15 protein-coding genes are annotated in these 17,345 nt (G+C 68.2%); 12 read left to right on the top strand and 3 right to left on the bottom strand.

Going from position 1 to position 17,345, the window contains the following annotated elements:
• The 4 genes from ACIQZO_RS15530 to ACIQZO_RS15515 form a co-directional block, all read left to right on the top strand.
• Positions 1-1,974: vitamin B12 dependent-methionine synthase activation domain-containing protein (locus ACIQZO_RS15530; protein WP_403625736.1), on the top strand; the 1,974-nt coding region annotated here is incomplete at its 5' end.
• A gap of 112 nt (positions 1,975-2,086) precedes the next feature.
• Positions 2,087-2,788, top strand: a complete 702-nt coding sequence (locus tag ACIQZO_RS15525; protein WP_403625733.1) for an HAD family hydrolase — start codon at positions 2,087-2,089, stop codon at positions 2,786-2,788.
• A 530-nt stretch (positions 2,789-3,318) separates the two neighbouring features.
• Positions 3,319-4,923: an ABC transporter substrate-binding protein gene (locus tag ACIQZO_RS15520; protein ID WP_403625731.1), complete on the top strand. Its 1,605-nt coding sequence runs from the start codon at positions 3,319-3,321 to the stop codon at positions 4,921-4,923.
• Positions 4,924-4,994: 71 nt separating this feature from the next.
• A complete protein-coding gene (locus ACIQZO_RS15515; protein WP_403625729.1) occupies positions 4,995-6,578 on the top strand; it encodes an ABC transporter substrate-binding protein in 1,584 nt (527 codons plus the stop codon).
• 93 nt (positions 6,579-6,671) lie between these two features.
• On the opposite strand, the gene ACIQZO_RS15510 is transcribed toward ACIQZO_RS15515, so the two are convergent.
• Positions 6,672-7,343, bottom strand: a complete 672-nt coding sequence (locus ACIQZO_RS15510; RefSeq protein ID WP_327261683.1) for a response regulator transcription factor — start codon at positions 7,341-7,343, stop codon at positions 6,672-6,674.
• Between the two features lie 64 nt (positions 7,344-7,407).
• Positions 7,408-8,328 carry a RecB family exonuclease gene (locus ACIQZO_RS15505; RefSeq protein WP_403625726.1) on the bottom strand — a complete coding sequence of 307 codons (921 nt, stop codon included), beginning with the start codon at positions 8,326-8,328 and terminating at the stop codon, positions 7,408-7,410.
• Positions 8,329-8,550: 222 nt separating this feature from the next.
• Here ACIQZO_RS15505 and ACIQZO_RS15500 point away from each other — a divergent pair, with 222 nt between their 5' ends.
• From ACIQZO_RS15500 to ACIQZO_RS15490, 3 genes are all read left to right on the top strand, one after another.
• On the top strand, positions 8,551-9,684 hold the full coding sequence (locus ACIQZO_RS15500; RefSeq protein ID WP_403625776.1) for a site-2 protease family protein: 1,134 nt from the start codon (positions 8,551-8,553) through the stop codon (positions 9,682-9,684).
• Positions 9,685-9,702: 18 nt separating this feature from the next.
• A complete protein-coding gene (locus ACIQZO_RS15495; RefSeq protein WP_403625723.1) occupies positions 9,703-10,599 on the top strand; it encodes a tRNA (adenine-N1)-methyltransferase in 897 nt (298 codons plus the stop codon).
• A gap of 178 nt (positions 10,600-10,777) precedes the next feature.
• Entirely contained in the window at positions 10,778-11,374 is a 597-nt protein-coding gene (locus ACIQZO_RS15490) for a hypothetical protein (RefSeq protein WP_403625720.1), read from the top strand.
• 4 nt (positions 11,375-11,378) lie between these two features.
• Here the strand turns inward: ACIQZO_RS15490 and ACIQZO_RS15485 are convergent, their stop codons facing one another.
• Complete coding sequence (locus tag ACIQZO_RS15485) at positions 11,379-11,699, bottom strand: ferredoxin (RefSeq protein WP_403625774.1); 321 nt, start codon at positions 11,697-11,699, stop codon at positions 11,379-11,381.
• Between the two features lie 264 nt (positions 11,700-11,963).
• Between ACIQZO_RS15485 and arc the strand changes: the two genes are divergently transcribed.
• From arc to prcB, 5 genes are all read left to right on the top strand, one after another.
• Positions 11,964-13,730 (top strand): proteasome ATPase, encoded by a 1,767-nt coding sequence (gene arc / locus ACIQZO_RS15480; protein ID WP_403625717.1) that lies wholly within the window; start codon positions 11,964-11,966, stop codon positions 13,728-13,730.
• A 274-nt stretch (positions 13,731-14,004) separates the two neighbouring features.
• Positions 14,005-15,516, top strand: a complete 1,512-nt coding sequence (gene dop, locus ACIQZO_RS15475) for a depupylase/deamidase Dop (protein WP_403625714.1) — start codon at positions 14,005-14,007, stop codon at positions 15,514-15,516.
• A 186-nt stretch (positions 15,517-15,702) separates the two neighbouring features.
• Complete coding sequence (locus tag ACIQZO_RS15470; protein ID WP_030233608.1) at positions 15,703-15,915, top strand: ubiquitin-like protein Pup; 213 nt, start codon at positions 15,703-15,705, stop codon at positions 15,913-15,915.
• 37 nt (positions 15,916-15,952) lie between these two features.
• The gene (locus ACIQZO_RS15465) at positions 15,953-16,552 is read left to right on the top strand and encodes an endonuclease VII domain-containing protein (protein WP_403625710.1); all 600 of its coding nucleotides are present in this window, start codon (positions 15,953-15,955) and stop codon (positions 16,550-16,552) included.
• The gene (prcB, locus tag ACIQZO_RS15460) at positions 16,504-17,343 is read left to right on the top strand and encodes a proteasome subunit beta (RefSeq protein ID WP_403625707.1); all 840 of its coding nucleotides are present in this window, start codon (positions 16,504-16,506) and stop codon (positions 17,341-17,343) included. The genes ACIQZO_RS15465 and prcB overlap by 49 nt, the downstream gene beginning before the upstream one ends.
• Positions 17,344-17,345 lie beyond the last annotated feature (2 nt).

Raw genomic sequence — 17,345 nt, 5'->3', positions numbered from 1 at the left:
ACCCTCACCTTCACCATCTGCACCGGCCAGGAAGAGTCCCGGGGCGACGGCATCGCCACCATCGAGGCGATCCGCGAACTCAAACGCCGCCACCCGGAGGTGCAGACGACCCTGGGTCTGTCGAACATCTCCTTCGGTCTGAACCCGGCGGCGCGTGTGCTGCTGAACTCCGTCTTCCTCGACGAGTGCGTGAAGGCCGGCCTGGACTCCGCGATCGTCCACGCCTCCAAGATTCTGCCGATCGCCCGGTTCGACGAGGAGCAGGTCACCACCGCCCTCGACCTGATCCACGACCGCCGCGAGGGCGACTACGACCCGCTGCAGAAGCTGATGGCCCTCTTCGAGGGCGTCAACACCAAGTCGTTGAAGGCGGGCCGGGCCGAGGAACTCCTCGCCCTGCCGCTGGACGAGCGCCTCCAGCGCCGCATCATCGACGGCGAGAAGAACGGCCTGGAGGCCGACCTCGACGAGGCCCTGCAGACCCGCCCCGCCCTGGACATCGTCAACGACACCCTCCTGGAAGGCATGAAGGTCGTCGGCGAACTCTTCGGCTCCGGCCAGATGCAGCTCCCCTTCGTCCTCCAGTCCGCCGAGGTCATGAAGACGGCCGTGGCGTACCTGGAGCCGCACATGGAGAAGACCGACGACGACGGCAAGGGCACCATCGTCCTGGCCACCGTCCGCGGCGACGTCCACGACATCGGCAAGAACCTCGTCGACATCATCCTCACCAACAACGGCTACAACGTCGTCAACATCGGCATCAAGCAGCCGGTCTCCGCGATCCTGGAAGCCGCACAGGAGCACCGGGCCGACGTCATCGGCATGTCGGGGCTGCTGGTGAAGTCGACGGTGATCATGAAAGAGAACCTCGAGGAGCTCAACCAGCGCAAGCTGGCAGCCGACTACCCCGTCATCCTCGGCGGCGCCGCCCTCACCCGCGCCTACGTCGAACAGGACCTCCACGAAATCTACGAGGGAGAGGTCCGCTACGCCCGCGACGCCTTCGAGGGCCTGCGCCTGATGGACGCCCTCATCGCGGTCAAACGCGGCGTCCCCGGCGCGTCCCTGCCCGAGCTCAAGCAGCGCCGCGTCGCCAAGCGCACAGCGGGTGGGCCGGTCCTCCAGGTCGAGGAGGCCGAGGAGCCCGGGGGCCGTTCCGACGTCTCGGTCGACAACCCGATCCCCGCCCCGCCGTTCTGGGGCACCCGCGTCGTCAAGGGCATCCCGCTCAAGGACTACGCCTCCTGGCTCGACGAGGGCGCCCTCTTCAAGGGCCAGTGGGGCCTCAAGCAGGCCCGCGCGGGCGGAGCCACGTACGAGGAGCTCGTCGAGAGCGAGGGCCGCCCGCGCCTGCGCGGCCTCCTGGACAAGCTGCACACCGAGAACCTCCTCGAGGCCGCGGTGGTCTACGGGTACTTCCCCTGCGTCTCCAAGGGCGAGGACCTGATCATCCTGGACGAGGAGGGCAACGAGCGGACCCGCTTCACCTTCCCGCGCCAGCGCCGTGGCCGGCGCCTGTGCCTCGCCGACTTCTTCCGCCCGGAGGAGTCCGGAGAGACCGACGTCGTCGGTCTCCAGGTGGTCACCGTGGGATCGAGGATCGGCGAGGCCACGGCCAAGCTGTTCGAGTCGGACTCCTACCGCGAGTACCTGGAGCTGCACGGCCTGTCCGTCCAGCTCGCCGAGGCCATGGCCGAGTACTGGCACGCCCGTGTGCGCGCCGAGCTCGGTTTCGGCGGCGAGGACCCGTCGAAGGTCGAAGACATGTTCGACCTCAAGTACCGCGGCGCCCGCTTCTCGCTGGGCTACGGCGCCTGCCCCGACCTGGAGGACCGCGCCAAGATCGCCGACCTCCTGCAGCCGGAGCGGATCGGTGTCCACCTGTCGGAGGAGTTCCAGCTCCACCCGGAGCAGTCCACCGACGCGATCGTGATTCATCACCCGGAAGCGAAGTATTTCAACGCACGCTGAGGTCGACCGACGTACACTTGTCGGTCCCATACAGGCCGGTCGCCTGTTCCCCGGGGTGGTGTGCCCGCGGAACAGGCGACCGGCCTTCTCGTCCCTTCTGAGAGGCATGCGCATGACGAGCACTGTTCCCGCCCCCGTCGCCCGTACGGCCGACGGTTCTGCCCTGCAGGCGGTGCTGCTCGACATGGACGGCACCCTCGTCGACACCGAGGGCTTCTGGTGGGAGATCGAGGCGGAGATCTTCCGCGAGCTCGGGCACCGGCTCGAGGACGCCTGGCGCGACGTCGTCGTGGGCGGCCCGATGAGCCGCAGCGCGACGTTCCTGATCGAGGCGACCGGCGCCGCCATCGGCCTCGCCGAGCTGAGCGTCCTGCTCAACGAGCGCTTCGAGGCCCGCATCGCCGACCGGGTGCCGCTGATGCCCGGCGCCGAGCGGCTGCTGACCGAGCTGGCCCGGCACAACGTGCCCACCGCCCTCGTCTCCGCCTCCCACCGCCGGGTCATCGACCGGGTCCTGCTCACGCTCGGCCGCGACCGCTTCACGATGACGGTCGCCGGCGACGAGGTGGCGCGTACGAAGCCGCACCCCGACCCGTACCTGTTCGCCGCGCGGTCGCTGGGCGCGCACCCCTCGCGGTGCGCGGTCATCGAGGACACCCGCACCGGTGTGGCGGCGGCCGAGGCCGCCGGCTGCCGGGTCGTGGCCATCCCCTCGGTCGGCGTGATCGAACCCGCGCCCGGCCGTACGGTCGTCCGCTCGTTGGAGGACGTCGACCTGGCCTTCCTGCGCTCGCTGATCGTCCCCTTGAACTGAGCGCGACGACCGACGGCCCCGGCTACTCCGCCGCCACACACCGGTATCCCCCATGCACGCTCCGTACCGAACGGAATTGGGGCGGAATTGAGGTACGACGGAAGGATCTTCCGCCGTAGGCCCCGGAGGCTGAAATTCCATCCTCTTCGGGGCCGTTGCTCAGGGTGACGTTGGTCACCCACCCACCCCCCACCGGACCCCCTCAGGACCACCCATCCCTTCCCTTGTGTCCGGATTGATCAGCCCCTGACCGAATCTGCGGAGCCCTGTGTGTGAACAGGCAGTTCGCTCCGATCACGATGCGATTACGCCCCAAGTCCGGTCAGTTCCAGCCATCCCGTCCCGGACCACTAGTGTCAACGCGGGCACTGCGCCGCACCTCAGCCGTCCCGACACACACCCCTGTGCCGGGACCGCGTGGACCGATCGTCACTACACCGGCCCGATCGTTCCGCCCTGAACGGGCGACCGCCGCGAAGTGCCCTTTACACCGCTTTGAACAAGTGCCGGTTACAGGGAGTACTTCCAGCATGAACCGCAAGACCTTGGTGCTGACGGCCGCGGCCGGACTGCTCACCCCCGCGCTGGCCGCATGCGGCAGCGCGAGCGGCGGAGGAGCAGGATCCGGAGCGATCGTCGTCGGAACCACCGATCGGTTCGAGGCCGCAGACTTCGCTCCCGCCCCCTTCGACCCGGCCTACGCCTACGACGCCGGCGCCTGGAACGTCCTGCGCCAGACCGTCCAGACGCTGATGCACACCCCGCGCGGCGGCGGCCAGCCCGTCCCCGAAGCGGCCTCCGCCTGCCGCTTCACCGACGCCGGCAACGAGAGCTACCGCTGCACGCTGCGCCCCGGGCTGAAGTTCGCCGACGGTGAGCCGCTCACCGCCAAGGACGTCAAGTTCTCGATCGACCGCGTCCTCGCCATCAAGGACGAGAACGGCCCCTCCTCGCTGCTCTCCACCCTCGACAACGTCGAGGTCAAGGGCGCCGACACCGTCGTCTTCCACCTGAGGACCCCGGACGCGACCTTCCCGTTCAAGCTCTCCACCCCCGCCGCCGGCATCGTCAGCGAGAAGAACTACGACGCCAAGAAGCTCCGCGAGGGCTTCGCCGTGGACGGCTCCGGCCCGTACACGATGAAGGCCGAGGTCAAGGGCGACCGGCTGGTCCGCGCCGTCTTCACCAAGAACCCGCACTACAAGGGCGACCTCAAGCTGCAGAACGACAAGGTCGAACTGCGCACGTTCCCCGACTCCCCGGCCATGGGCAAGGCGCTCACCGACGGGAAGATCCACATGGTCTCCCGCACCCTGTCGCCCGCCCAGATCACCGAGTTCAGCGCGCAGCCGCCCAAGGGCGTCAAGCTGGTCCCGATGCCCGGCCTGGAGATCCGCTACCTCGGCTTCAACACCGAGGCGCCGGTCGTCAAGGAGAAGGCCGTCCGCCAGGCCCTCGCCGCCGCCGTCGACCGCGGCCAGCTCGTCTCCAAGGTCTACGGCAAGTCCGCGCAGCCGCTCTACTCGCTGGTCCCCACCACCGTGACGGGTCACGTCAACTCCTTCTACAACAAGTACGGCGAGGCCAACACGCCCAAGGCCGCCGCACTGCTGAAGGAGGCCGGGATCAAGACCCCGGTCAAGCTGACCCTGCACTACACCAGCGACCACTACGGCGACGGCACGGCCGCGGAGTTCGAGGCCCTCAAGGCCCAGCTGAACTCCACGCAGCTGTTCGACATCACCGTCCAGGGCAGCGAGTGGGCCGACTTCCGGCCCGCCCAGAAGAAGGGCGAGCACGCCGCCTACGGGCTCGGCTGGTTCCCCGACTACCCGGACGCCGACAACTTCCTCGCCCCGTTCCTGGAGCAGGACAACTTCCTGGGCACGCCGTACGCGAACAGCGCGGTGCGCAGCAGGCTCCTCCCCGAATCCCGGCGCGCGGTCGACCGTAGTGTCGCCGTCCCCGCGATCACGGAGATGCAGGACATCCTCGCCGAGGACGTACCCGTCCTGCCCCTGTGGCAGGGCAAGCAGTACGTCGCCGCACGCGATGGGATCACCGGAGTGGAGTGGTCGGTCAACGCCATCTCCGACCTCCAGCTGTGGGAGCTCGGCCGCGGAGTAAGCGGCTGAGGAAGGCAACGACCGGCAGCGGGTGTCGCGGGCCGGAGCAACGAAACAGTTCGACTGTGAAGGACGTTCGCGTGAATCGACGTAACCAGTGGCTGGCGGCCCCGCTCGGCGCAGCCACCGCCGCCGCGCTGCTCAGCGGTTGCGGTTCGACCGATGGCTCCAATGCCGGCAGCGGCAAGGGCGTGGTCATGGGCATATCCGACAAGGTGAAGTCCATCGACCCGGCATCGGGCTACGACCCCGGCTCCTGGCTGCTGTTCAACAACGTCTTCCAGTCGCTGCTGAGCTTCCCCAAGGGCGGTACCACCCCCGAGCCCGACGCCGCGCAGACCTGCGGCTTCGAGGGCGGTGACAGCAAGCTCTACAAGTGCGTCCTGCGGGACGGCCTGAAGTTCAGCAACGGCCACAGCCTCACCTCGAAGGACGTCAAGTTCTCCTTCGAGCGCACCCTGAAGATCAATGACGAGAACGGCCCCGCCGTGATGCTCTCGTCGATCGCCGGCATCGAGGCCCCGGACGACAAGACCGTCGTCTTCAAGCTGAAGACCTCCGACGCCACCTTCCCCAGCAAGATCGCGTCGGGTGCGGGCTCCATCGTCGACCGCACCGAGTACCCGGCCGACAAGCTGCGCACCGACAACAAGGCCGTCGGCTCCGGCGTCTACAAGCTGGACTCCTTCGGGGACAAGAGCGCCACCTTCTCCGTCAACGAGTCCTACAGCGGCAAGGCCAAGGCCAAGAACACCGGCGTCACGCTGAAGTTCTTCAACGGCGACCAGGCCGGCCTCAAGACGGTCCTGGAGAGCGGGGACGTGGACTTCGCGTTCCGCGGCCTCGCCGCCAAGGACATCGCCGCCCTCGCGTCGAGCAAGACCGGCGACAACAAGGTCGACGTCGTCCAGGGCACGGGCGCCGAGGTCGAGCACATGGTGTTCAACGTCAGCGACCCCGTCGTCGGCAAGCTCCCCGTCCGCAAGGCGATCGCCTACCTCGTGGACCGCGAAGCCCTCGTCAAGGACGTGTACGCGGGCACCGCCACCGCGCTCTACTCGATCGTGCCGACCGGCATCGCCGGCCACACGACCCCCTTCTTCGACCGCTACGGCGGCACCCCGCAGCCCGAGAAGGCCAAGGCCGTCCTCAAGGCCGCCGGCATCAACGGCAAGGTCAAGCTGACCCTGTACTCCACCCCGTCCCGCTACGGCCCCTCCACGGACCAGCAGTTCGAGGTCATCGCCAAGCAGCTCAACGACAGCGGCCTCTTCGAGGCCGAGGTCAAGTCCGTCGAGTACGAGCAGTACGAGAAGGACATCCAGGCCGGCAAGTACGGCGTGTACGTCAAGGGCTGGGTGCCCGACTACCCGGACGCCGACAACTTCACGCAGCCGTTCTTCGGCCCGGGCAATGTGCTGAACAACAACTACGACAACAAGGAGATCACCGGGACGATCATCCCGTCGACCTCCGCGAAGTCCGACCGCACCGCGGCCAACACGGACTACAACCGCCTCCAGGACATCGTCGCCGACGAGCTCCCGCTCATCCCGCTCTGGCAGGGCAAGCAGTACGCCGTCACCCGCCAGAACGTGACCGGCCTGCAGTGGTCGCTCGACGCCTCCACGGTCTTCCGCTTCTGGGAGATCAGCAAGGGCTGATGCCGTAGCAACGCGTGAGGGGCCGTACGTGCACGCACGTACGGCCCCTCACGCGTAGGCGCCCCGGCGCGGGGCTCCTACGCTCCCGCGCGGCTACTGGGCCCCGGGGCGGACCAGACCGCTCTCGTACGCGTACACCGCGGCCTGGACCCGGTCCCGCAGTCCCAGCTTCGTCAGCACGTGCCCCACATGCGTCTTGACCGTCGTCTCGCTCACGAACAGGTCCGCGGCGATCTCCGCGTTCGACAGCCCGCGGGACACCAGCTTCAGCACCTCGACCTCACGCTCGGTCAGCGTCCCCAGGGTGTTCGGAAGGTTCTCCTCGCCCGACGGAAGATGCCCCGCGTACTTGTCGAGCAGGCGGCGCGTGATGCTCGGCGCGAGCATCGCCTCGCCCGCCGCGACCACCCGGATCGCCTGCACCAGCTCGTTCGCCGGCGCGTCCTTCAGCAGGAAACCGCTCGCCCCCGCCCGCAGCGCCTCCACCACGTACTCGTCCAGGTCGAAGGTGGTCAGCACCAGGACCTTCGCCGGCCCGTTGCGCTCCGGACCGGTGATCTGCCGGGTCGCCTCCACCCCGTCCATCCGCGGCATGCGGATGTCCATCAGCACCACATCGGGCTGCAGCGCCCGCACCTGGTCCAGCGCCTGCAGACCGTCCCCGGCCTCACCGACCACCGCCAGGTCCTCCTCGGCCTCCAGAATCATCCGGAAGCCGGTGCGCAGCAGCGGCTGGTCGTCGACCAGAAGGACGCGGATCGCCACGGGGTCTACCTCGTATTCGTCGGACGGCTACGGCGGGCGCGTCCATTCTGCCCTGACACCGGGATCAGGATTCCGCCGGGCGCTCCGCCTCCTGCCGCGCGGGGGGCACCTCCCGGCGGTGGCCGGGCGAGATCGTCAGCGGGTAGGGCGGGGGAGTCCCGCCGAACTCCGGACACACCGCCTGATGATCACACCAGCCGCACAGCTTCGTCGGGCGCGGCCGCCACTCACCCGACTCGGTCGCCTCCCGGATCGCCTCCCACAACGCGAGCAGCTTGCGCTCCACCCGCTCCAGGTCTTCGATCACCGGGTCGTACGTCAACACGTCCCCGCTGCCCAGGTACACCAGCTGCAGCCGCCGCGGCACGACCTGCTTCAGCCGCCACACCACCAGCGCGTAGAACTTCATCTGGAACAGCGCGCCCTCGGCGTACTCCGGCCGCGGCGCCTTGCCCGTCTTGTAGTCGACGATCCGCACCTCACCCGTCGGCGCCACGTCCACCCGGTCGATGATCCCGCGCAGCCGTAGCCCCGACTCCAGCTCCGTCTCCACGAAGAACTCCCGCTCCACCGGCTCCAGCCGCGTCGGGTCCTCCAGCGTGAACCACCGCTCGACCAGCGCCTCGGCCTCCGTCAGCCAGCGCGCCAGCCCCGCCCCCTCGTCCCCCTCCGGGAACAGCTCCGTCAGCTCCGGCTTCGACTCCAGCAGGCGGTCCCACTGCCCCGGCACCAGCGCCTTGGCCGCCGGCGCCGTCCGCTCCTGCGCCGGATGGTCGAAGAGCCGCTCCAGCACCGCGTGCACCAGCGTCCCGCGCGTCGCCGCCGCACTCGGCTTCTCCGGCAGTCTGTCGATCACGCGGAACCGGTACAGCAGCGGGCACTGCATGAAATCGTTCGCCCGCGAAGGGGAGAGCGAGGTAGGCGCCGCAGCGCTTCGCGCGTCGGCATCGGCTGCGCCAGGCACAGCACCGGGGCTCGTCGTCATGGACAAAACCCTACGACCCGCCACCGACAGCACGCGCATACCATCGACGCCAAGCCCCCTCGCACTGCATGATCGGAGCATCACAACCCGCTACAGCACCACCCCGAACACGCAAAGAACCACACTGGTAACACCAGCACCGAACGAAGGACAGCCGTGGCAGACACCGACGAGACCGGCGAGCGCGCGGGCAGGCGCTCCGGACCGGGCGGCGGAATCCTCATGGGCCGCCCCTTCGGCGTACCCGTCTACGTCTCGCCCAGCTGGTTCCTCGTCGCCGCCCTCATCACCTGGGTCTTCGGCGACCAGCTCGACCGCGTCCTGCCCGACCTCGGACCCGTCCGCTACCTCGTCTCGCTCTTCTTCGCCGTCGCCTTCTACGCCTCCGTCCTGGTCCACGAACTCGCGCACACCGTCGCGGCCCTGCGCTTCAAGCTCCCGGTGCGCCGCATCCAGCTCCAGTTCTTCGGCGGAGTCTCCGAGATCGAAAAGGAATCCGAGACACCCGGCCGCGAATTCGTCCTCGCCTTCGTCGGCCCCCTGCTCTCCCTGGTCCTCTCCGGAGCCTTCTACCTCGGCATGAAGGCCGTCGACCCGGCCACCGTCCCGGGCGTCCTCCTCGCCGGACTGATGATCTCCAACCTGCTCGTCGCCGCCTTCAACCTGCTCCCCGGCCTCCCCCTCGACGGCGGCCGCATGCTCCGCGCCGTCATCTGGGGCATCACCGGCAAGCCCATGGCCGGCACCGTCGCCGCCGCCTGGGTCGGCCGCGCCCTCGCCGTCGCCGTCCTCATCGGTCTCCCGCTGCTCACCCAGACCGGGACCCTCGGCAACCGCACCGGCGAGATCGGCGGCATGAACACCGTCATGGACGCACTGCTCGCCGCCATCCTCGCCGCCATCATCTGGACCGGGGCCGGCAACAGCCTGCGCATGGCCCGGCTGCGCCAGCACCTTCCGGAACTGCGCGCCCGCACCCTGACCCGACGTGCCATCCCCGTCGAGAACGCGACCCCCCTCTCCGAGGCCCTGCGCCGCGCCAACGAAGCCGGAGCACGCGCCCTCGTCGTCGTGGACGGCCACGGCGACCCCACCGCCATCGTCCGCGAGACCGCCATCGCCTCCGTCCCCGAACACCGCCGCCCCTGGGTCGCCGTCAGCACCCTCGCCCAGGACCTCACCGACGGCATGAAGGTTTCAGCAGAACTCACCGGCGAGGAACTCCTCGAGCACCTCCGCGCCACCCCCGCCACCGAGTACCTCGTCGTCGAACCCACCGGCACCATCTACGGCGTCCTGTCGACCCTCGACGTCGAGAAGGCCTTCGTGAAGGCCATGGCACGGCCCCAGTCCTGAAGCCAATACACTGGTCACATGTCCGAACCGACCGGTGCCGCCCGCCGACGCGGGCCCTTCGAGGTCGGGGACCAGGTACAGCTCACCGACCCCAAGGGCCGCCACTACACGTTCACGCTCGAAGCCGGGAAGAATTTCCACACCCACAAGGGTTCCTTCCCGCACGACGAGCTGATCGGTGCTCCCGAAGGCAGCGTTGTCCGCACCACGGGCAACGTCGCATACCTCGCGCTGCGCCCCCTGCTCCCCGACTATGTCCTGTCCATGCCCCGCGGCGCCGCCGTGGTCTACCCCAAGGACGCGGGCCAGATCCTGGCCTTCGCCGACATCTTCCCCGGCGCACGCGTCGTGGAAGCGGGAGTGGGCTCCGGCTCCCTGAGCAGCTTCCTGCTGCGCGCCATCGGCGACCAGGGCATGCTCCACAGCTACGAGCGCCGCGCGGACTTCGCCGAGATCGCCACCGCCAACGTCGAACGCTACTTCGGCGGACCCCACCCCGCGTGGCAGCTGACCGTCGGCGACCTCCAGGACAACCTGTCCGACACGGACGTCGACCGGGTCATCCTCGACATGCTCGCCCCCTGGGAGTGCCTGGAGGCCGTCTCCAAGGCCCTGGTCCCCGGCGGCATCCTCTGCTGCTACGTGGCCACCACCACCCAGCTCTCCAAGACCGTCGAGTCCATCCGCGAGATCGGCTGCTTCGCCGAGCCGCAGCCCTGGGAATCGATGATCCGCAACTGGCACGTGGAAGGCCTCGCCGTCCGTCCGGATCACCGGATGATCGGCCACACCGGCTTCCTCGTCACCGCCCGCCGCCTCGCGGACGGCGTCGAGCCCCCGATGCGTCGGCGACGCCCCGCCAAGGGCGCCTACGGCGACGACTACGACGGCCCCGGCAGCGACCGCTCCGCGTAACGCCCCCCGCGGACCCAACACGAAGGCGCTGTGGCGCAGTTCCCCGACCGACCGGGGAACTGCGCCACAGCGCCTTTTCGTTGTCCGCGCACCGGCGCCGGCCCCAGTCGTTCCACCCCGGTGTGAGGTGTGGCACGATGCTGGCTCCCCGTCACCCTTCGCACAGGAGACACCCCGCGTGCCGCACAGCACCGCCGAGCCTGCTCCGTTCTCGGAAACCCTGGAGCACAGCCGCACCAGGCCCGTCCACTGGCTCGCCACGGCCACCGCCATGGCCGCCGTGATAGCCGCCGCAGGACTCGTACAGCCGGCCACCGGCACCCCCGCGGCCGCCGGGGAACCCGCCGCGAAGGGCCCTCAGGCCGCCGCCCCCGATCCCGCCGGCGTCACCTACCCCCTCGACTGCAAGGGGGCCCCGCAGACGGTCACCACCAGCGCTCAGGGCGACCTCGACGGCGACGGGCGCCCCGAGACCGTGGCCGCAGTCCGCTGCGACGCCGGCTCCGGCACTCCGCCCCACGCGATCTACGTCCTCACGCAGGACCGGGCCGAAGCGGCCCGGCCACGCGTCGTCGCCACGCTCCTCGAAGCCTCCCGGCGGCAGACCGCCACCGCGCTCACCGTCCGCGACGGCCTCATCACGGCGACCCTCGTCGGCTACTCCTCGCCCGATGTGCCCCGCTACAGCCCCGACACGAAGCAGCTCGCCAAGTGGCGCTGGCGCGACGGAAAATTCCGCCAGGAGCTGACGGACTCGGCCGCCAGGAGTGTTTGAAGCGTCACTCGGCGTCGGGCCCGAAGACTTCCACCCTGTCCGAAACGCGCCTTACGTGAATGCAGTCGCCCGGACATTCCTTCGCCGAGTCGACCACGTCCTGGAGCAGCGTCAGCGGAACCGCAGTGGTCGCCCCCGTGGCCTGCAGGAGCTCGTCCTGCGAGCTCTTCACATACGCCAGACCATCGATGTCCAGCTCGAACACCTCAGGCGCGTACTGCACGCAGATGCCGTCCCCGGTGCACAGGTCCTGATCGATCCAGACCTCGAGCGGCTCGCCGGCCTCACCGGCACCGCCCGTCGGAGCCTCCTGCTGCACGGTCATATCTCCTGCCGTTTCCTGCGCTGAGTGATCCATCCCGGTCACCACCCGCAGCAAGTCGCGCGGGCTCTGACGGGTGTTGAACAGTTCGACCTTACAACCGGCTGCTTCCCGAGTTTGATGGGTGGGTATTTCCTTGGCGTGAGGGAGTACGCAAGGGTGAAGATCGGACACACCTCTACCGTCTTTGTGATCTAGGGGTTTCAATCACCACCAGCCCAGGTAGGGTCAGGAAGCGTCCAGCTCCCCTTGGAGGAGGTGAGGACCGTGGCAGCCCACGACGACGACATCAACCGCGGCATCCGGCCCGCGCGAGGGTCCGAGGACCCCGCCGGCCAGGTTGCCTATCTCGAGCAGGAAATCGCCGTCCTGCGACGAAAGCTCGCCGACTCTCCGCGACACACGAGGATTCTCGAAGAGCGGATCGTCGAGCTCCAGACAAATCTGGCCGGCGTATCCGCGCAGAACGAACGACTCGCGAACACCCTCCGTGAGGCCCGGGACCAGATCGTGGCCCTCAAGGAAGAAGTCGACCGGCTCGCACAGCCGCCGGCCGGTTTCGGTGTCTTCCTGCAGTCGAACGAGGACGGCACCGTCGACATCTTCACCGGAGGCCGAAAGCTCCGCGTGAATGTGAGCCCCAGCGTCGAACCGGAAGACCTCCGGCGCGGCCAGGAGGTCATGCTCAACGAGGCCCTCAATGTGGTCGAGGCCATGGAATTCGAGCGGGCCGGGGACATCGTCACCCTCAAGGAGATCCTCGAGGACGGCGAGCGCGCCCTGGTGGTCGGGCACACCGACGAGGAAAGGGTGGTGAGGCTCGCCGAGCCGCTCCTGGACGTCATCATCCGCCCCGGCGACTCCCTGCTGCTCGAACCCCGCTCCGGCTACGTCTACGAGGTCGTCCCCAAGAGCGAGGTCGAGGACCTCGTCCTCGAAGAGGTCCCCGACATCGACTACGACAAGATCGGCGGCCTGGGCGACCAGATCGAGCTGATCCGCGACGCGGTCGAGCTCCCGTACCTCTACCCCGACCTCTTCAAGGAACACGAACTGCGGCCCCCGAAGGGCATCCTGCTGTACGGCCCTCCCGGCTGCGGCAAGACGCTCATCGCCAAGGCAGTGGCCAACTCCCTTGCCAAGAAGGTCGCCGAGGTGACCGGCCAGCCCACCGGGAAGTCCTACTTCCTGAACATCAAGGGCCCCGAACTCCTCAACAAGTACGTCGGCGAGACCGAGCGGCACATCCGCCTCGTCTTCCAGCGTGCAAGGGAGAAGGCGAGCGAGGGCACTCCCGTCATCGTCTTCTTCGACGAGATGGAATCCCTCTTCCGCACCCGCGGATCCGGAGTCAGCTCGGACGTGGAGAACACCATCGTCCCCCAGCTGCTCGCCGAGATCGACGGTGTGGAGGGCCTGGAGAACGTCATCGTCATCGGCGCCTCCAACCGCGAGGACATGATCGACCCGGCCATCCTGCGCCCCGGCCGGCTCGACGTGAAGATCAAGATCGAGCGCCCCGGCGCCGAGGCCGCGAAGGACATCTTCGCCAAGTACCTCAAGGCCTCGCTGCCCCTGCACTCGGACGACCTGTCGGAGCACCAGGGCTCCACCGCCGACACCGTCCACAGCATGATCCAGACCGTCGTCGAGCAGATGTACGCCGAAACCGAGGAGAACCGCTTCCTCGAGGTCACGTACGCCAACGGCGACAAGGAAGTCCTCTACTTCAAGGACTTCAACTCCGGCGCGATGATCCAGAACATCGTCGACCGGGCCAAGAAGATGGCCATCAAGGCCTTCCTCGAGCAGAACCAGAAGGGCCTCCGAGTCGCCCACCTCCTCCAGGCTTGCGTGGACGAGTTCAAGGAGAACGAGGACCTGCCCAACACCACCAACCCGGACGACTGGGCCCGTATCTCCGGCAAGAAGGGCGAGCGGATCGTATTCATCCGCACGCTCGTCACCGGAAAGCAGGGCGCGGACACCGGACGCTCCATCGACACGGTGGCGAACACCGGTCAGTACCTCTGATCCGGAGCGGCTGCGGATGCCCTCCCCGGGCATCCGCAGCCGACTGCTTTACCCCACGCTTTTCCCCACTGCTTCACCGGCCGCTTTCAGCCGGTGACAAGTCGCATTCAATGACGGAAATGATCTCCCCACGAGCGCGCAGTGGTTCTAGGCTCTTCCGTACCGCCGGACGCGCAGTGCGGGGACGGGCACCGCACAGGCACACGCACCGGAGCACCAGCGGTACTTGAGCGCCGCTCCCGAAAGGGGAGCGCCGCCGGGCAAGGAGGGCCGCATGACCGTACGGCGAGTAATGGGGATCGAGACGGAGTACGGGATCTCCGTCCCGGGGCACCCGAACGCCAATGCCATGCTCACCTCGTCCCAGATCGTCAACGCCTACGCGGCGGCGATGCACCGGGCGCGACGCGCCCGCTGGGACTTCGAGGAGGAGAATCCGCTGCGGGACGCCCGCGGCTTCGACCTCGCCCGCGAGGCCGCCGACAACAGCCAGCTGACCGACGAGGACATCGGCCTCGCCAATGTCATCCTCACGAACGGGGCACGGCTCTACGTCGACCACGCGCACCCCGAGTACAGCTCGCCCGAGATCACCAACCCGCTCGACGCCGTCCTCTGGGACAAGGCCGGCGAGCGGATCATGGCCGAGGCGGCCGTGCGCGCCGCCCAGCTGCCCGGCGCCCAGCCGATCCACCTCTACAAGAACAACACCGACAACAAGGGCGCCTCCTACGGCACGCACGAGAACTACCTGATGAAGCGGGAGACCCCCTTCTCGGAGATCGTGCGCCACCTGACCCCCTTCTTCGTCTCGCGGCAGGTCGTGACCGGCGCGGGACGCGTGGGCATCGGCCAGGACGGCCGCGAGCACGGCTTCCAGATCAGCCAGCGCGCGGACTATTTCGAGGTCGAGGTGGGCCTGGAGACCACCCTGAAGCGGCCCATCATCAACACCCGGGACGAGCCGCACTCGGACGCCGAGAAGTACCGCCGGCTGCACGTGATCATCGGCGACGCGAACCTCTCGGAGATCTCCACCTACCTCAAGCTCGGCACGACCGCACTTGTCCTGTCCATGATCGAGGACGGGTTCATCAACGTCGACCTGGCCGTCGACCAGCCCGTACGCACCCTGCACCAGGTCTCCCACGACCCCGACCTCCAGCACCTCATCACGCTGCGCAGCGGCCGCACCCTGACCGCCGTGCAACTCCAGATGGAGTACTTCGAGCTGGCCCGGAAGTACGTGGACGAACGTTTCGGGTCCGACGCCGACGAGCAGACCAAGGATGTGCTGGGCCGCTGGGAGGACGTGCTGAGCCGGCTGGAGACCGACCCGATGAGCCTGTCGGGGGAGCTGGACTGGATCGCCAAGCGGGAGATCCTGGAGGGCTACCGGCGCCGGGACGGGCTGGAGTGGGACGCGGCGCGGCTGCACCTGGTGGACCTCCAGTACTCGGACGTACGGCCCGAGAAGGGCCTGTACAACCGCCTGGTGGCCCGCGGCAAGATGAAGCGTCTGGTGGAGGAGTCCGCGGTCGAGCGGGCTCAGAGCAAGCCCCCGGAGGACACCCGGGCCTACTTCCGCGGCCGCTGCCTCGAGCAGTACGCGGACGACGTGGCCGCGGCCTCCTGGGACTCGGTGATCTTCGACCTGCCGGGCCGCGACTCGCTCCAGCGGGTCCCGACGCTGGAACCCCTGCGGGGGACCCGCAACCACGTCAAGGAGCTCCTGGACCGCTGCCGCACGGCGGAGGACCTGGTCCGGGTGCTTTCGGGGCAGTGAAAGGGCCTGAAAGACCTCCGGTCCGGGAATCATGAAGAGAGCCGGACGTTGCGCCGGAGCTTTTGAACAACTACGGGGACGAATGTCGGACCCTCCTTGTAGGGTCCGACGTAGGGTCTGATCTTGGGAGATCCCGATCCGGGGTCTCTCTGTGTGAGCGTGCGAACCGAGCGGGGTGAGGTAGACATGGCGACCAAGGACACCGGCGGCGGACAGCAGAAGGCGACGCGCTCGACCGAGGAGGTCGAGGAGGCGGCGGTCGAGGAATCGACCGACCTCAAGGAGCGCCAGGAAAAGCTCTCCGACGACGTCGACTCCGTACTTGACGAGATTGACGATGTACTCGAAGAAAATGCCGAGGATTTCGTTCGGAGTTTCGTACAAAAAGGCGGCGAATAGCCTTCGAATCTAAGGCGAACTCGCCAGCATTGGCTCCATGTCCAATGGAACGAAGTGGTGTCCCGGATGCAGCCGGGACGTGCCGCTGAGCGGGTTCGCCCTAGACCGGAACCGTGGCGACGGCCTTCAGTCGAGGTGTCGTGAGTGCGTGGCCGCGTACAGCGCCGCGCACTACCGGCGCCGCCAGGCGGCCAGAGGCAAGGTCGTCAAAGAGAGAGTGGACGTACCGTCCGGCCACAAGTTCTGCCGGCCTTGCGGTGAGGTGAAGCCGCGCAACGAGTGGCACAAGAACGCCTCGGCGTCCGACGGCTTATCCACTCGGTGCAAGGCGTGCAAGGCCGTTCAGGGTCGGGCGGGCCACTTGAAGCGTTCGTACGGCATCACCGAGGCTCAGCGCGACCAGATGATCGCCGCTCAGGGCGGTGTCTGCGTGATCTGCCAAGAAGGCTCCGCAGAGCACGTTGATCACGATCATCAGACGGGTAGGGTCCGAGGCGTACTGTGCTTCAGCTGTAACGCAGCCCTGGGGCAGTTCAAGGATCGGCCGGACGTCATGAGGCGTGCAGCCGCTTACGTGGAAGGAAACCTGTGGAAGCCAACACTCGTAGCACAGGGCGTCTACCGGCAGCCTTCCTGACGCCGGGGTCCTCGTCCTTCATGGACTTCCTCGGGGCGCACTCGCCCGAGATGCTGCCCGGCAACCGCAAGCTGCCGGAGGGCGTCATCGAGGCGCCGCACGGGACGACCATCGTCGCCGCCACCTTCCCCGGCGGGGTCGTCCTCGCCGGTGACCGGCGGGCGACCATGGGGAACATGATCGCGCAGCGGGACATCGAGAAGGTGTTCCCCGCCGACGAGTACTCCGCCGTCGGTATCGCCGGTACGGCCGGCCTGGCCGTGGAGATGGTCAAGCTGTTCCAGCTGGAGCTGGAGCACTTCGAGAAGGTGGAGGGGACGACCCTGTCCCTGGAGGGCAAGGCCAACCGGCTCTCCACCATGATCCGCAGCAACCTCGGCATGGCCATGCAGGGCCTGGCCGTGGTCCCGCTGTTCGCCGGGTACGACGAGGCCAAGGAGAAGGGCCGGATCTTCTCCTACGACGTGACCGGCGGCCGCTCCGAGGAGCACGGCTACGCCGCCACCGGTTCCGGTTCGATCTTCGCCCGGGGCTCCATGAAGAAGCTCTTCCGCCCCGATCTGACGGAGGAGCAGGCCACCACCCTGGTCGTTCAGGCGCTGTACGACGCGGCTGACGACGACTCGGCGACCGGTGGGCCGGATCTCTACCGCCACATCTACCCGATCGTCACCGTCATCACGGACGAGGGGTTCCGCAGGCTGACCGACGACGAGTCGCAGGAGCTCGCCCGTAAGGTCACCAACCGTCGGCTGGAGCAGCCCGACGGCCCGCGCGCCGCCCTGCTCTGACC

Source organism: Streptomyces sp. NPDC097617 (assembly GCF_044761485.1).
In the GTDB taxonomy this organism is placed as follows: Bacteria; Actinomycetota; Actinomycetes; order Streptomycetales; family Streptomycetaceae; genus Streptomyces.
This window is presented reverse-complemented; position numbering and strand designations above follow the sequence as displayed.

Bases quoted from the DNA above. Each gene is read 5' to 3' on its own strand.
- dop (WP_403625714.1), top strand. From the start codon at position 14,005: ATGACCGTACGGCGAGTAATGGGGATCGAGACGGAGTACGGGATCTCC.
- ACIQZO_RS15520 (WP_403625731.1), top strand. From the start codon at position 3,319: ATGAACCGCAAGACCTTGGTGCTGACGGCCGCGGCCGGACTGCTCACC.
- ACIQZO_RS15495 (WP_403625723.1), top strand. From the start codon at position 9,703: ATGTCCGAACCGACCGGTGCCGCCCGCCGACGCGGGCCCTTCGAGGTC.
- ACIQZO_RS15470 (WP_030233608.1), top strand. From the start codon at position 15,703: ATGGCGACCAAGGACACCGGCGGCGGACAGCAGAAGGCGACGCGCTCG.
- ACIQZO_RS15525 (WP_403625733.1), top strand. From the start codon at position 2,087: ATGACGAGCACTGTTCCCGCCCCCGTCGCCCGTACGGCCGACGGTTCT.
- ACIQZO_RS15465 (WP_403625710.1), top strand. From the start codon at position 15,953: ATGTCCAATGGAACGAAGTGGTGTCCCGGATGCAGCCGGGACGTGCCG.
- ACIQZO_RS15485 (WP_403625774.1), bottom strand. From the start codon at position 11,699: ATGACCGTGCAGCAGGAGGCTCCGACGGGCGGTGCCGGTGAGGCCGGC.
- ACIQZO_RS15500 (WP_403625776.1), top strand. From the start codon at position 8,551: ATGGGCCGCCCCTTCGGCGTACCCGTCTACGTCTCGCCCAGCTGGTTC.
- ACIQZO_RS15505 (WP_403625726.1), bottom strand. From the start codon at position 8,328: ATGACGACGAGCCCCGGTGCTGTGCCTGGCGCAGCCGATGCCGACGCG.